The organism is Agrococcus citreus, assembly GCF_039527715.1.
GTDB classification, from domain to species: domain Bacteria; phylum Actinomycetota; class Actinomycetes; order Actinomycetales; family Microbacteriaceae; genus Agrococcus; species Agrococcus citreus.
In genome coordinates this window covers 338,599-351,556 of record NZ_BAAAKK010000001.1, presented here as the reverse complement: position 1 = coordinate 351,556, position 12,958 = coordinate 338,599, and the positions used below count along the sequence as shown (strand labels likewise).

Genomic DNA, 12,958 nt, shown 5'->3' with positions numbered 1-12,958 from the left:
CGAGACCGGCGGCGACCTCGGCGCGCTCGGCGTCGAGCCGGTCGCGCTCCTCGCGCGCGGCGGCCGCCTCGGCGCGGGCCGACGCGAGCGCGGCGGCGGCATCCTCCTGCGCCTGCATCGCCTCGAGCTGAAGGTCCTCGAGCGTCGATCGGCGCCGCTCGAGCGTCTCGATCTCGTGCTCGGTCGCGCTGGCCGTCTTCGCGTCCTTGACCGTCTGCAGCCGCTGCTGGTCGCGCGCGAGGCGCGCCTCGACGGTCGTGACGTCGCTCTCGATGCGCGCGACCTCGGAGGTCGCGTCGTCGTGCGCGCCGAGCCGGTCGAGCACCGCGCGGTCGAGCGTCGCGAGCAGCACGTCGAGCTCGTCGATCCGCTTGGTCTGCGGCAGCGCCTTCGCCTTCGCGGTGAGCCGCACGATGCGGGTGTCCACGTCCTGGAGCGTCAGCAGCCGTCGCTGGTCGCCGTTCGTCGCCTTCAGTGCCATGCCTGCTCCTCCTGCGGGACCGCGAAGTCCCATGGGTCTGTCCTGATGTCGCTCACGAGCACCTCGACGCCCGGCAGCGCGGCGCGCAGCTGCTCGGCGGCGGGCCGCAGCCAGAGCGACTCGCTCGCCCAGTGCGACACGTCGACGAGCGCGGGGCCCTCGCCTGCCGCGTGGCGCTCGCGCGCGTCGGATGCGGGGTGGTGCCGCAGGTCGCTCGTGATGTAGACGTCGGCGTCGGCGACCGCGCGCTCGCGCAGCAGCGAGTCGCCCGCGCCGCCGCAGATGGCGACGCGCTGCACGAGCCGTGCGGGGTCGCCCGCGGCGCGCAGGCCGCCGGCGACGGCGGGCACGAGGCCCGCGAGCGTGCGGACGAGCTCGCCGAGGGCGACGGGCTGCGGCAGGTCGCCGACGCGGCCGAGGCCGAGCGCCTCGTCGACGCGGTTGACGACGATGGGCGCGGTGCCGGTGAGCCCGAGCATCGAGGCGAGCTCGCCGCTCGTGCCGCGGTCGACCGCATCGGCGTTCGTGTGCGCCGCGAGCAGCGCGACGCGAGCGCGCACGAGCCGAGTGATGACGCGGCCGGCCGGCGTCGTCGCGGCGACGCTCGTGGCGCCGCGCAGCAGCAGCGGGTGGTGCACGAGCAGGAGGTCGGCGCCTCGGTCGACGGCCTCGGCGGCCGTCGCCCCGACGGCGTCGACGGCGAGCAGCACGCGCTCGACGGGGTCGGCGGGATCGCCCGCGATGAGCCCGACGGCGTCCCAGTCCGCGGCGGTCGCAGCCGGCCAGAGCGACTCGACCGCGCGCTGGACCTCTGCGACGCTCGTCATGCGCCCCATCCTACGGACGCGCGCAGCGCCCGGGTGCCGCTGCGCCGGGCACGAGCGGGCAGGCACCGGCGGACACGGCCTCCGGCGGACGGGCTCAGCGCGGCGGCATCCGCAGCGCGCCGTCCATCCGGATCGTCTCGCCGTTGAGGTAGTCGTGCTCGATGACCGCGACCGCGAGCTGCGCGAACTCGTCGGGTCGCGCGAGCCGGGCGGGGAACGGCACGGTCGCCTCGAGCGCGTCCCGCACCTCGGTGCCGATGCCGGCCATCATCGGGGTGTCGACGACGCCGGGGGCGATGGTCATGACGCGGATGCCGTGGCGGGCGAGGTCGCGCGCGGCGGGCAGCGTCATGGCAGCGACCGCGCCCTTCGAGGCGCTGTAGGCGGCCTGGCCGATCTGGCCGTCGAAGGCGGCGACCGATGCGGTCTGCACGACGATGCCGCGCTGGCCGTCGCTGCGCTGCGCCTCGCTCCCGTGGCCGTCTTCCCCGTGGCCGCCGCCGTCGAGCGGCTCGGTCTCGGCGATGCGCGCGGCGGCGAGCCGCAGCACCTGGAAGCTGCCGAAGAGGTTGATGGCGATCGTGCGCTCGAACGAGGTCTGGTCGTGGGGGCCGTCGCGGCCGATGAGGCGCTTGCCCGTCGCGATGCCCGCGCACGAGACCGCGATGCGCAGGGGCGCGAGCGCCGAGGCCTCGTCGACCGCGCGCTGCACGTCGGCCTCGACGGTCACGTCGCCCGGCACGAGGCGGATGCCGTCGGGCGTCGCCCCGGCGGACGCCGCGCGCTCGACCGCGGCGGGCAGGTCGAGGCCCACGACGAGCGCGCCCCGCGCGGCGAGGGCGGCGGCCGTCGCCGCGCCCAGCCCCGACGCCGCTCCCGTCACGAGTGCGGCTGCACCACGGATCTCCACATCGACCTCCTCGTCGTCGCGCCGATCGGCGCTCGTGAGCCTGGACGGGATCGAACCGCCGACATCCTCGGTGTAAACGAGGCGCTCTGCCAGCTGAGCTACAGGCTCCGGCGATGGAACGCTACCCGAGGTTCGCGAGGGCCTCGCGGTAGGCGTCCATGTCGCGCGATGCGGAGGGGCTCACGCGGAACTGCGCGGCGATCCTGCCGTCGCGGTCGATGACGTAGGTGGCGCGCGTCGCGACGCCGCGCTCGGGGAGGAACGCGTCGTACGCCTGCGCGACGGCCCCGTGCGGCCAGAAGTCGCTCAGCAGGCGGAAGCCCAGCCCCTCCTGCTCGGCGAACACGCGCAGCGACGCGGCCGTGTCGACCGAGATGGCGAGCACCTCGGCGTCGGCGTCCTCGAACGCGCCGAGCTCGTCGCGGATCTCGCACAGCTCGCCGGTGCAGCGGCCCGTGAACGCGGCCGGGTAGAAGACGAGCACCACGGGACGGCCGCGGAGCTCGGAGAGCGTGACCGCCTCGCCCGTGTGGTCGGAGAGGGTGAAGTCGGGCGCTGCGTCGCCGATCTGGAGTGCCATGCGCCCATCGTGCCAGAGCCGCCCGGGGCGCGACCCGCGCACACGTCGGCGGTGCGGCGCGGTGGATAGAGTGGATGCGCGGACGCGCGCACCCAGGGCGCCGCGAGAATCGACGTCAGGAGCATCGGTGCTGAACGACCAGGACCCCTACTCGGGCCACACGGACGACATGGATCCCAGCGAGACCGCTGAGTGGCAGGAGTCGCTGTCGCAGCTCGTCGCCGCGAACGGCAGCGAGCGCGGTCGCGAGATCATGCTCAGCCTGCTGAAGCGCTCCAAGGAGCTGCACCTCGGCGTGCCCATGGTGCCGACGACCGACTACATCAACACGATCTCGCCCGACAACGAGCCCGAGTTCCCGGGCGATGAGGCGATCGAGCGCACCTACCGCCGGTGGATCCGCTGGAACGCGGCCGTCATGGTGCACCGCGCGCAAGCGCCGGGCATCGGCGTCGGCGGCCACATCTCGACCTACGCGTCGTCGGCATCGCTCTACGAGGTGGGCCTCAACCACTTCTTCCGCGGCCAGGACCACCCGGGCGGTGGCGACCAGATCTTCTTCCAGGGCCACGCATCCCCCGGCATGTACGCCCGCGCGTTCCTCGAGGGCCGCTTGAGCGAGCACCAGATGGACGCGTTCCGCCAGGAGAAGTCGAAGGCGCCGAACGGCATCCCCTCGTACCCGCACCCGCGGATGATGCCCGACTTCTGGCAGTTCCCGACCGTGTCGATGGGCCTCGGCCCGATCGGCGCCATCTACCAGGCGCAGGCCAACCGCTACCTCGCGAACCGCGGCATCAAGGACGTCGCCGACTCGCAGGTGTGGGCGTTCCTCGGCGACGGCGAGATGGACGAGGTCGAGTCGCGCGGCGCGCTGCAGCTCGCCGCGAACGACGGCCTCGACAACCTGAACTTCGTCATCAACGCCAACCTCCAGCGCCTCGACGGCCCGGTGCGCGGCAACGGCAAGATCATCCAGGAGCTCGAGTCGTTCTTCCGCGGCGCGGGCTGGAACGTCATCAAGGTCGTCTGGGGACGCGAGTGGGACGACCTGCTCGCCCGCGACGACGACGGGGCGCTCCGCGACCTCATGAACGCGACGCCCGACGGCGACTACCAGACCTACAAGGCCGAGTCGGGGCTGTTCGTGCGCGAGCACTTCTTCGGCCGCGACCCGCGCACGCTAGAGATGGTCAAGCACCTCAGCGACGACGAGATCTGGGCGCTCAAGCGCGGCGGCCACGACTACCGCAAGGTGTACGCGGCCTACAAGGCGGCTGCCGAGCACAAGGGCCAGCCGACCGTCATCATCGCGAAGACGGTCAAGGGCTACGGCCTCGGCAAGAGCTTCGAGGGGCGCAACGCGACCCACCAGATGAAGAAGCTCACGCTCGACGACCTCAAGACGTTCCGCGACTACCTGCAGCTCGACATCTCCGACAAGCAGCTCGAGGCCGACCCCTACAACCCGCCCTACTTCAACCCGGGCGACCGCTCCCCCGAGATCCAGTACATGCTCGAGCGCCGCCGCGAGCTCGGCGGCTTCACGCCCGAGCGCCGGTCGAAGCACACGGTCATCCCGCTGCCCGAGGCGAAGACCTACGACATGCCGAAGAAGGGCTCCGGCAAGCAGCAGGTCGCCACGACGATGGCGTTCGTCCGGCTGCTCAAGGACCTGCTCCGCGACAAGGGCTGGGGCAACCGGATCGTGCCGATCATCCCCGACGAGGCGCGCACGTTCGGCATCGATGCGTTCTTCCCGACCGCGAAGATCTACAACCCGCACGGCCAGAACTACACGTCGGTCGACCGCGACCTGCTGCTGAAGTACCGCGAGGCGCCCGACGGCCAGATCGTGCACGTCGGCATCAACGAGGCCGGCGCGATGGCGGCGTTCATCGCCGCCGGCTCGTCGTACTCGACGCACGGCGAGCCGCTCGTGCCCATCTACGTCTTCTACTCGATGTTCGGCTTCCAGCGCACGGGCGACTCGATCTGGGCGGCAGCCGACCAGATGACGCGCGGCTTCCTCATCGGCGCGACCGCCGGTCGCACGACGCTCGCGGGCGAGGGCACGCAGCACGCCGACGGCCACTCGCCGCTCATCGCATCCACCAACCCGGCCGTGCTCGCGTACGACCCCGCCTACGGCTACGAGATCGCGCACATCGTGCAGATGGGCCTCGAGCGGATGTACGGGGATTCGCCCGAGGACGTGATCATGTACCTCACGGTCTACAACGAGCCGTACGTGCAGCCCGCCGAGCCCGAGGGCGTCGACGCCGAGGGCATCCGCCGCGGCATCCACCGCGTCTCGGTGAGCGACCACCACCCGATCAAGGTGCAGCTGCTCGGCTCGGGCGTGGCCCTGCCGTGGCTGCACCACGCGCAGGAGCTGCTCGGCAGCGATTGGGGCATCTCGGCCGACATCTGGTCGGTGACCTCGTGGAGCGAGCTGCGGCGCGACGGCCTCGAGGCCGACGAGCACAACTGGCTCAACCCGCAGGCGCACGCGAAGGTGCCGTACGTGACGCAGCGGCTCTCGGAGGCCGAGGGCCCGTTCATCGCCACGAGCGACTACATGCGCGCGGTGCCCGACCAGATCCGCGAGTGGGTGCCCGGCGACTACGCGACGCTCGGGGCCGACGGCTTCGGCTTCGCCGACACGCGCGCCGCCGCCCGCCGCTTCTTCACCATCGACAGCCACTCCGTGGTCGTGCGCGCCCTCGAGGCGCTCGCGAAGCAGGGCAAGGTGCCGCTCGGCATGGTGATGCAGGCGATCGACAAGTACAGCCTCCACGACGTGAACGCTGGCCAGTCGGGCAACGCCGGCGGCGAGTCGTAGGCGCGCACCTGTCCGCCGAGGCAGAGCTCAAGACGCAGCAGCTGGGATGGCTGCGGCGCATCTCGGGCGACCTCGCGGGCCAGGTGATGCGGGCGCTCGACGACCGGCTCCCCTGGTACCGCACGATGCCGCCCTCGCGGCGGAGCGCGGTGGGGCTCGTCGCGCAGTCGGGCATCACCTCGTTCATCGCGTGGCACGAGGATCCTGAGGCGCAGCCCTGGATCGCCGCCGACGTCTTCGCGGCGGCGCCCAGGGAGCTGCTGCGCAGCGTGAGCCTGCAGCAGACGCTGCAGCTCATCCGCACGGTCGTGTCGGTCTTCGAGGAGCGGATCGGCGACGCCGACCCGCTCATGCGCGAGCCGATCCTGCGCTACTCGCGCGAGATCGCCTTCGCGGCGGCCGACGTCTACGCCCGGGCGGCGGAGTCGCGCGGCCTGTGGGACGCGCGGCTCGAGCCGCTCGTCGCCGACTCNNGACCTGCCGAGCCGCTCGGCGGCGCTCGGCTGGCACGGGCGCGGCGAGTGCGCGGTGCTCGTCGGGGTCGCGCCGCGCGTGCTCGACGTCGACGTCGTCCGGCGCCGCGCGAGGCACGCCCGGTGCGACGTGCTCGTTGGCGTGCAGGGCTCGCGGCTCGTGGTCGTGATCGGTCGCGCGGCCGCCGACGACGACGAGGCGGGCGACGAGCCGCTCGAGTTCCTCGCGATCGCGGGCGAGCTCGCGGAGGGCTTCGGCGAGGGGCACCTCGTGCTCGGGCCGGCCGTGCCGAGCATCGTCGACGCGGCGCGCAGCGCGAAGGCGGCGCTCGCCGGCTTCGCCGTCGCGGGCGCGTGGCGGCGCACGCCGCGCCCGGTGCGTGCCGACGACCTGCTGCCCGAGCGTGCGCTCGCCGGCGACCCGCTCGCGCGCCAGGAGCTCGTGCGCGGCGTCTACGAGCCGCTCCGCGACCACTCGAGCGACCTGCTCGCGACGCTCGCGTGCTACCTCGACACCGGCCGCTCGCTCGAGGCGACGGCTCGCGAGCTCTTCGTGCACCCGAACACCGTGCGCTACCGCCTCAAGCGCATCAGCGAGATCATCGGCTGGGATGCGACGGGCGCCCGCGAGGCGCTCGCGCTCCACACCGCGATCATCCTCGGCTCGATCCACGACGCGACGCGCGAGCGCTCGCAGCGCACGACCGGGCCGAACCGGCATGCGAATCGCGGCAGGTCGTGAATGGAAGGATGAAGGCGTGATCGTGATCGTCGCCCCCGGCCAGGGCTCGCAGAAGCCCGGCTTCCTCTCTCCGTGGCTCGAGCTGCCCGGCGCTGCGGAGCGCCTCGGCGCGCTCGGCGAGGCGGCAGGCATCGACCTCGTCGCGCACGGCACGGTGAGCGACGCCGACACCATCCGCGACACGCGCGTGGCGCAGCCCCTCATCGTCGCCGCCGGCATCCTCGCACTCGATGCGCTCGGCGATCGCGCCCGCCTCGCGAGCGGTGTCGCCGGCCACTCGGTCGGCGAGATCACCGCCGCCGTCGCGGCCGGCGTGCTCACCGCCGACGACGCCATGGCGCTCGTCGGCGAGCGCGCCCGCGCGATGGCGGATGCGGCGGCCGAGACGCCGACGGGCATGGCGGCCGTGCTGGGCGCCGACGAGACGGTGCTCGAGACGAGGCTCGCCGAGCTCGGGCTCGCGCCCGCGAACTACAACGGCGGCGGCCAGATCGTGGTCGCGGGAGCGCTCGACGCGCTCGAGGCGCTCGCTGCGGCACCGCCCGAGCGCGCCCGCGTCATCCCGCTGCAGACGGCCGGCGCCTTCCACACCCACTACATGGCGCCCGCGGTCGAGCGCTTCCGCGCCGCCGCGGCCTCGACCCGCGCGGCCGACCCGAGCACGACGCTCTGGACGAACCGAGACGGCAGCGCCGTGGCATCCGGCGCCGACTTCCTCGAGCTCGTCGTGGGCCAGGTCTCGAGCCCCGTGCGCTGGGACCTGTGCATGGCGGCGTTCCAGGAGGCGGGTGTGACGGGCATCATCGAGCTCGCGCCCGCGGGCGCGCTCATCGGGCTCGCGAAGCGCGGCCTGCGCGGCGTGCCCGCCGTCGGCCTCACCACCCCTGATGACATCGACGCAGCCGTCGCGCTGCTGGAGAGCGGAGCCGCATGACCCCCACGATGACGGGCCTTCCCACCCGCAACGGAGCACGCATCCTGTCGGTGGGCGCGGCGCGGGGCGACCTCGACGTGCCGAACGACGACCTCATCGGGCCGATCGACTCGTCGGACGAGTGGATCCGGCAGCGCACGGGCATCATCAGCCGCGTGCGCGCCTCCGAGGGCGTCGAGGCGGTCGACCTCGCCGAGACCGCCGCGCGCGAGGCGCTCGAGCGCGCAGGCCTCGACGGCGCGCGCATCGACGCCGTGATCGTCTCGACCATCAGCAACACCGTGCAGACGCCGTCGATGGCCTCGCTGCTGTGCGAGCGCATCGGCGCGACGCCCGCGCCCGCGTTCGACATCTCGGCCGCGTGCGCCGGCTACGCCTACGGCGTCGCGCAGGCCGACGCGCTCGTGCGCAGCGGCATGGCCGAGCACGTGCTCGTCGTCGGCGTCGAGAAGCTGTCGGAGGTCGTCGACCCGACCGACCGCTCGATCAGCTTCCTGCTCGGCGACGGCGCCGGCGCCGTCGTCATCGGCCCCTCGGACGAGCCCGGCATCAGCCCCTCGGTGTGGGGCTCCGACGGCTCCCAGTGGGAGACGATCCGGATGACGAACACGCTCGGCTCGATGCGCGACGGCGCCGCGTGGCCGACGCTGCGGCAGGACGGCCAGAAGGTGTTCCGCTGGGCGGTCTGGGAGATGGCGAAGAAGGCGCGCGAGGCGCTCGACGCCGCGGGCGTCGAGCCCGCCGACCTCGCCGCCTTCATCCCCCACCAGGCGAACATGCGCATCATCGACGAGTTCGCGAAGCAGCTGAAGCTGCCCGAATCCGTCGTCATCGCGCGCGACATCGCCACCACTGGCAACACCTCGGCGGCGTCGATCCCGCTCGCGATGCACCGCATCCTCGAGGAGCGACCGGAGCTCTCCGGCGGCCTCGCACTCCAGATCGGCTTCGGCGCTGGGCTCGTGTACGGCGCCCAGGTCGTGGTCCTCCCTTAGACTTCAACCCGTTCACCAGACAGAAGGAGACACCCGATGGCATTCACCAAGGACGAGGTCCTCGCAGGACTCGCCGATCTCGTGAACGACGAGACCGGCATCGCGACCGAGAACGTGCAGCTGGAGAAGTCGTTCACCGACGACCTCGACATCGACTCGATCTCGATGATGACGATCGTCGTGAACGCCGAGGAGAAGTTCGACGTCAAGATCCCCGACGACGAGGTCAAGAACCTCAAGACCGTGCAGGACGCGGTCGACTACATCACCGGCGCGCAGGCGGCCTGAACCTCCGCTTCGACACGCGTGCGGCCGGGCGACCGGCCGCACGCGCCATTTACGAAGGAGAGCCATGACGCACAAGATCGTCATCACCGGCATCGGCGCCTCGTCGCCGCTCGGCGGCACGGCCCGCGACAGCTGGACGGCGCTGCTGGCCGGCGAGTCGGGTGCGAGCACGCTCGAGCACGACTGGGTCGAGCAGTACGACCTGCCCGTCACGTTCGCCGCACAGGCCAAGGTGCGGCCCGACACGGTGCTCGAACGACCGGTCGCGAAGCGGCTCGATCCCTCCAGCCAGTTCGCGCTCGTCGCGGCCAAGGAGGCGTTCGCTGACGCTGGCTCCCCCGGCGTCGCGCCCGAGCGGCTCGGCGTCGACTTCTCGACCGGCATCGGCGGCCTCTGGACCCTCCTCGACGCGTGGGACACGCTGCGTGAGAAGGGGCCGCGGCGCGTCATGCCCATGACGGTCCCCATGCTCATGCCGAACGCGCCGTCGGCGGCCATCTCGATGCACTTCGAGGCCCGCGCCTACGCGCAGACCGTCGCCTCGGCATGCGCCTCGAGCACCGAGGCCCTCGTGCACGCGTACGCGCACCTGCAGGAGGGCATCGCCGACGTCGTCATCGCGGGCGGCAGCGAGTCGGCCATCCACCCGATGACGCTCGCGGCGTTCTCGTCGATGCAGGCGCTCTCGCGCCGCAACGACGACCCGGCGGGCGCATCCCGCCCCTACGACATCACCCGCGACGGCTTCGTCATGGGCGAGGGCGCCGCGGCGCTCGTGCTCGAGACCGAGGAGCACGCGCTCGCTCGCGGCGCGCGCATCTACGCCGAGCTCGCGGGCGGCGGCGTGACCGCAGACTCGTACCACATCACCGCGCCCGAGCCCGAGGGCCTGGGCGCGAGCCGCGCGGTCGAGCGCGCGCTCGCCGCCGCGGGCGCGACGGCCGACGACGTGACGCACATCAACGCGCATGCGACGTCCACCCCCGTGGGCGACGTCGCGGAGGTGCGCGCGATGCACCGCATCTTCGGAGAGCGGATCCGCGAGATCCCCGTCTCGGCGACGAAGGCCGCGCACGGTCACCTGCTGGGCGGCACCGGAGCCCTCGAGGCCGTCTTCACCGCCCTCGCGCTCGTCGAGCGCACCGCCCCGCCGACGATCAACGTCACCGAGCAGGACCCGGAGGCGCCGCTGCGCATCTCGGGCACGCCGATGCCGCTCGGCGAGGGCCCGCAGCTGGCGATCTCGAACTCGTTCGGGTTCGGCGGGCACAACGCGGTGATCGCCATCCGCTCCGTCTGACGCGATCGGCGATGGCGTCGCCGACATGTGCCGAGGGCCCCGCTGTATGCAGCGGGGCCCTCAGCCGTTCGTGGGGTCGACGCAGGCGCCGACGAGCGTCAGCCGACGCGGTGCAGCCAGATGACGGGCGAGGCGTCGGAGGCGTGCCGGTAGATCTCGAGCTCGCGGTCCCAGGCGCCGCCGAGGGCCTCGTCGAGCTCGGCCAGCAGCGTGCGCGCGTCGGCGCCGGCGACCTCCATGGCACTGCGGATGCGCTCTTCGGGCACCACGAGGGAGCCCGCGGCGTCGATGCGCCGCGCCGTGATGCCGAGCTGCGGCGTGTGCATCCAGCGCATGCCGTCGCTGCCGGGCGTCGGATCCTCGGTCACCTCGAAGCGCACGTCGCGCCAGCCGGCGAGCGCGCTCGCGATGGCGGCGCCCGTGCCGGCGGAGCCCGTCCAGTGGACCTCGGTGCGCTCCATGCCCGGAGCTGCCGGCTGGCCCTGCCAGACGAAGCGCAGCGCGTCGCCCACGGCATGGCCGACGGCCCACTCGAGATGGGTCCGCATGGCACGCGGGGACGCGTGGATCCAGACGACCCCCGTCGTGGAAACGGGACGTCGCCTGAGCGTGTTCGCAGCAGTCATCGTCTCTCCCTCGTTCGATGCGACTTCCCCATCGGTCGAACAGTTCGAGACAGCCCTGAGTCTGGCACAACGGGCTGAGGAATGACAAGCGTGTGACTCGAGCGTCCCGGCGAGCCAGGCCTTGGCGCGGGGCAGCCGGCAAATCGTAGGTCGCGGGTCGCACATCGCGGTTCGCAGGGACGACCGAGCGAGTGCCGATGCAGCGACCGCACGCTCCCTCACCTCGGCGGGGTCAGAACGGCGGTGGCGGTCCGTTCCACTCCGCCGTGTGCTCCGCCCAGGGGCCTGACGTAGGCAGGGACCCTGGTTGGGGTCGGGTGCCGGGGTCGTTCCAGCGCGCCGTCTCGGCTTGCATCTCGCGGCTGATGGTCGCTCGTCGCTTGCGCTTCTCCGCGGGGCTGAGCGCGGGTTCGCTGTTCCGTCTGGGCAGGTCGGTGAAGACGGGCCCGATGGGTTCCGGGTTCGTGCGCAGCACCTGGCCGATCGCTGAGGTCCATTCGAGCACCCCGCCGGCCAGCTGCTGCACCTGCCAGCGGGAGTCGTGCTTGAGGAGGTGGCAGCGGCGGCACAGGTGCTCGAGGTTGTCGAGCCGCGTCTGCCCGCCGTCGGCCCACGCGACGGTGTGGTCGACGTCGGCGGTGCGGGCGGGGTTCGCGCAGCCGATCGCGCGGCACCAGCCGTCCCTCGCCTGCAGCCACGCCTTCTGCCTGCCCGTCTGCCGGCGACTGTCGACCGCGACCACGGTGCCGGTGACCGGGTCGGTGAACAGCCGCTCCCACGTCGCCGTCTGCGCCGCGATCCGGCGGGCCGTGTCGCGATCGACGAGCACCCGCCCATCCAGCGACGCCGGCGCGTCGAGCGCCCGGATGGCCGCGTCCTGCTCGACCTCGTCGTGCAGCAGGGTCGTGGCGGGGATGAGGATCCCGACCGTCGCCCGGATCGCCGAGATCCCGTGCAGGTCCTCCGGCACCACCCCGGCCAGCAGCAGCTCCTGCGCCGCGTCGGCCCGGAACTGGTCGAACGTGCGCGGATCCTCCTTCGGCTTGCCGCGCGCGGCCTGCGTGAGCCGGTCGAAGGCCGCCGTCAGCTCCAGCGAGGGCCCGCGCACGACCAGGTCGGAGATGCCGTCACCGGCATCGAACAGCTCCACCCGCCGCAGATCGCGGGCCGCGTCGTGCCGCACCTGCAGCGGCTCGGACAGCACCTCGTTCACGATGAACTTCGCACGCTTCCGCAGCCGGCCAGGGCTCGTCGATGCCGCGATCTCCACCAGCGCCGCCACGAGCCGGTCGCGCTGCTCGGCGTCGACGCCCGGGTCGAGCCGCGCCGCGCGCGTCTCGGCCTCGATCACCCGCAGATGGCTCGTCGTGATCCGGCCCGCCGCGGCCGCCTCGTGCGCGGCCGGCAGCTCGGTCACGATCGTCCACGCCTCCGTCATCCGACGCTCGACCGCGACACCGCTGAGCCCCAGCTCGGCCGAGGCGAACGACGCCAGCTCGCGCATCTTCGGACCGGGATCGCCCGGCAGGTCGATCACCCGCTGCACGTGGGCGGCCATCAGCTCCCGCTGCTCGCCCGCGACGCGTGCGGCGCGGGTCTCGAGCGCCCGGCTCCGCGCCGCGAACTCGGCATCGAGCCGCAATCGCCGCTGCGCCTCCGACTCCGGCGGAACCGGCAGCGGCGGGATCTGCGCACCGCGCTCGACCTCCTCCGCCGACATCGACAGCAGCCGCTCCGTCAGCTCCGCGTCATACGCATCCAACGATGCCTGCAGCTCATCAGCCGACAACCCATGCGGATCGAGCGCACCAGCCCGGATCGCCTCGATGTAGGCCTCGGCATCGATGCCCCACTCCCCGTCCATGAGCGCATCACACCACAGGCCACTGACATGGCGTCCCGCGCGGCCCGGTCCTCGCACGCCCGACAGATGCCGGTTGCGAGGGGGCAGAGCGCT

General features: G+C 72.7%; 11 protein-coding genes, 1 tRNA gene and 1 pseudogene. 6 read left to right on the top strand and 7 right to left on the bottom strand.

The window, feature by feature from the left end:
- The 5 genes from ABD106_RS01745 to ABD106_RS01725 form a co-directional block, all read right to left on the bottom strand.
- On the bottom strand, nucleotides 1–481 hold a 481-nt coding region (locus ABD106_RS01745; RefSeq protein ID WP_425545699.1), incomplete at its 3' end, for a zinc ribbon domain-containing protein.
- On the bottom strand, nucleotides 472–1,308 hold the full coding sequence (locus ABD106_RS01740) for a Nif3-like dinuclear metal center hexameric protein (RefSeq protein WP_343916695.1): 837 nt from the start codon (nucleotides 1,306–1,308) through the stop codon (nucleotides 472–474). The genes ABD106_RS01740 and ABD106_RS01745, both read right to left, overlap by 10 nt.
- Nucleotides 1,309–1,402: 94 nt before the next feature.
- The gene (locus ABD106_RS01735; RefSeq protein ID WP_343916693.1) at nucleotides 1,403–2,218 is read right to left on the bottom strand and encodes an SDR family NAD(P)-dependent oxidoreductase; all 816 of its coding nucleotides are present in this window, start codon (nucleotides 2,216–2,218) and stop codon (nucleotides 1,403–1,405) included.
- 35 nt (nucleotides 2,219–2,253) lie between these two features.
- Nucleotides 2,254–2,326, bottom strand: a tRNA-Val gene (locus tag ABD106_RS01730).
- Between the two features lie 13 nt (nucleotides 2,327–2,339).
- Nucleotides 2,340–2,798 (bottom strand): peroxiredoxin, encoded by a 459-nt coding sequence (locus ABD106_RS01725; protein WP_343916691.1) that lies wholly within the window; start codon nucleotides 2,796–2,798, stop codon nucleotides 2,340–2,342.
- A gap of 169 nt (nucleotides 2,799–2,967) precedes the next feature.
- Between ABD106_RS01725 and aceE the strand changes: the two genes are divergently transcribed.
- From aceE to ABD106_RS01695, 6 genes and pseudogenes are all read left to right on the top strand, one after another.
- The gene (gene aceE / locus ABD106_RS01720) at nucleotides 2,968–5,643 is read left to right on the top strand and encodes a pyruvate dehydrogenase (acetyl-transferring), homodimeric type (RefSeq protein WP_343917852.1); all 2,676 of its coding nucleotides are present in this window, start codon (nucleotides 2,968–2,970) and stop codon (nucleotides 5,641–5,643) included.
- Between the two features lie 86 nt (nucleotides 5,644–5,729).
- Nucleotides 5,730–6,858: pseudogene (locus tag ABD106_RS01715) on the top strand (PucR family transcriptional regulator).
- A gap of 16 nt (nucleotides 6,859–6,874) precedes the next feature.
- Nucleotides 6,875–7,792: an ACP S-malonyltransferase gene (locus ABD106_RS01710; protein ID WP_343916689.1), complete on the top strand. Its 918-nt coding sequence runs from the start codon at nucleotides 6,875–6,877 to the stop codon at nucleotides 7,790–7,792.
- Entirely contained in the window at nucleotides 7,789–8,787 is a 999-nt protein-coding gene (locus ABD106_RS01705; RefSeq protein ID WP_343916687.1) for a beta-ketoacyl-ACP synthase III, read from the top strand. Before ABD106_RS01710 ends, ABD106_RS01705 begins: the two co-directional genes overlap by 4 nt.
- A gap of 36 nt (nucleotides 8,788–8,823) precedes the next feature.
- Nucleotides 8,824–9,075 (top strand): acyl carrier protein, encoded by a 252-nt coding sequence (locus ABD106_RS01700; RefSeq protein WP_343916685.1) that lies wholly within the window; start codon nucleotides 8,824–8,826, stop codon nucleotides 9,073–9,075.
- Nucleotides 9,076–9,139: 64 nt separating this feature from the next.
- Entirely contained in the window at nucleotides 9,140–10,375 is a 1,236-nt protein-coding gene (locus ABD106_RS01695) for a beta-ketoacyl-[acyl-carrier-protein] synthase family protein (RefSeq protein WP_343916682.1), read from the top strand.
- A gap of 98 nt (nucleotides 10,376–10,473) precedes the next feature.
- Here the strand turns inward: ABD106_RS01695 and ABD106_RS01690 are convergent, their stop codons facing one another.
- Both ABD106_RS01690 and ABD106_RS01685 read right to left on the bottom strand, forming a co-directional pair.
- Nucleotides 10,474–11,001, bottom strand: a complete 528-nt coding sequence (locus tag ABD106_RS01690; protein WP_343916679.1) for a DUF3145 family protein — start codon at nucleotides 10,999–11,001, stop codon at nucleotides 10,474–10,476.
- Nucleotides 11,002–11,233: 232 nt separating this feature from the next.
- On the bottom strand, nucleotides 11,234–12,865 hold the full coding sequence (locus ABD106_RS01685) for an HNH endonuclease signature motif containing protein (RefSeq protein WP_343916677.1): 1,632 nt from the start codon (nucleotides 12,863–12,865) through the stop codon (nucleotides 11,234–11,236).
- Nucleotides 12,866–12,958 lie beyond the last annotated feature (93 nt).

What these genes read in the sequence shown, in the direction of transcription:
- ABD106_RS01740 (WP_343916695.1), bottom strand. Translation starts at nt 1,308, where the DNA reads ATGACGAGCGTCGCAGAGGTCCAGCGCGCGGTCGAGTCGCTCTGGCCG.
- ABD106_RS01725 (WP_343916691.1), bottom strand. Translation starts at nt 2,798, where the DNA reads ATGGCACTCCAGATCGGCGACGCAGCGCCCGACTTCACCCTCTCCGAC.
- aceE (WP_343917852.1), top strand. Translation starts at nt 2,968, where the DNA reads ATGGATCCCAGCGAGACCGCTGAGTGGCAGGAGTCGCTGTCGCAGCTC.
- ABD106_RS01705 (WP_343916687.1), top strand. Translation starts at nt 7,789, where the DNA reads ATGACCCCCACGATGACGGGCCTTCCCACCCGCAACGGAGCACGCATC.
- ABD106_RS01700 (WP_343916685.1), top strand. Translation starts at nt 8,824, where the DNA reads ATGGCATTCACCAAGGACGAGGTCCTCGCAGGACTCGCCGATCTCGTG.
- ABD106_RS01695 (WP_343916682.1), top strand. Translation starts at nt 9,140, where the DNA reads ATGACGCACAAGATCGTCATCACCGGCATCGGCGCCTCGTCGCCGCTC.
- ABD106_RS01690 (WP_343916679.1), bottom strand. Translation starts at nt 11,001, where the DNA reads ATGACTGCTGCGAACACGCTCAGGCGACGTCCCGTTTCCACGACGGGG.
- ABD106_RS01685 (WP_343916677.1), bottom strand. Translation starts at nt 12,865, where the DNA reads ATGGACGGGGAGTGGGGCATCGATGCCGAGGCCTACATCGAGGCGATC.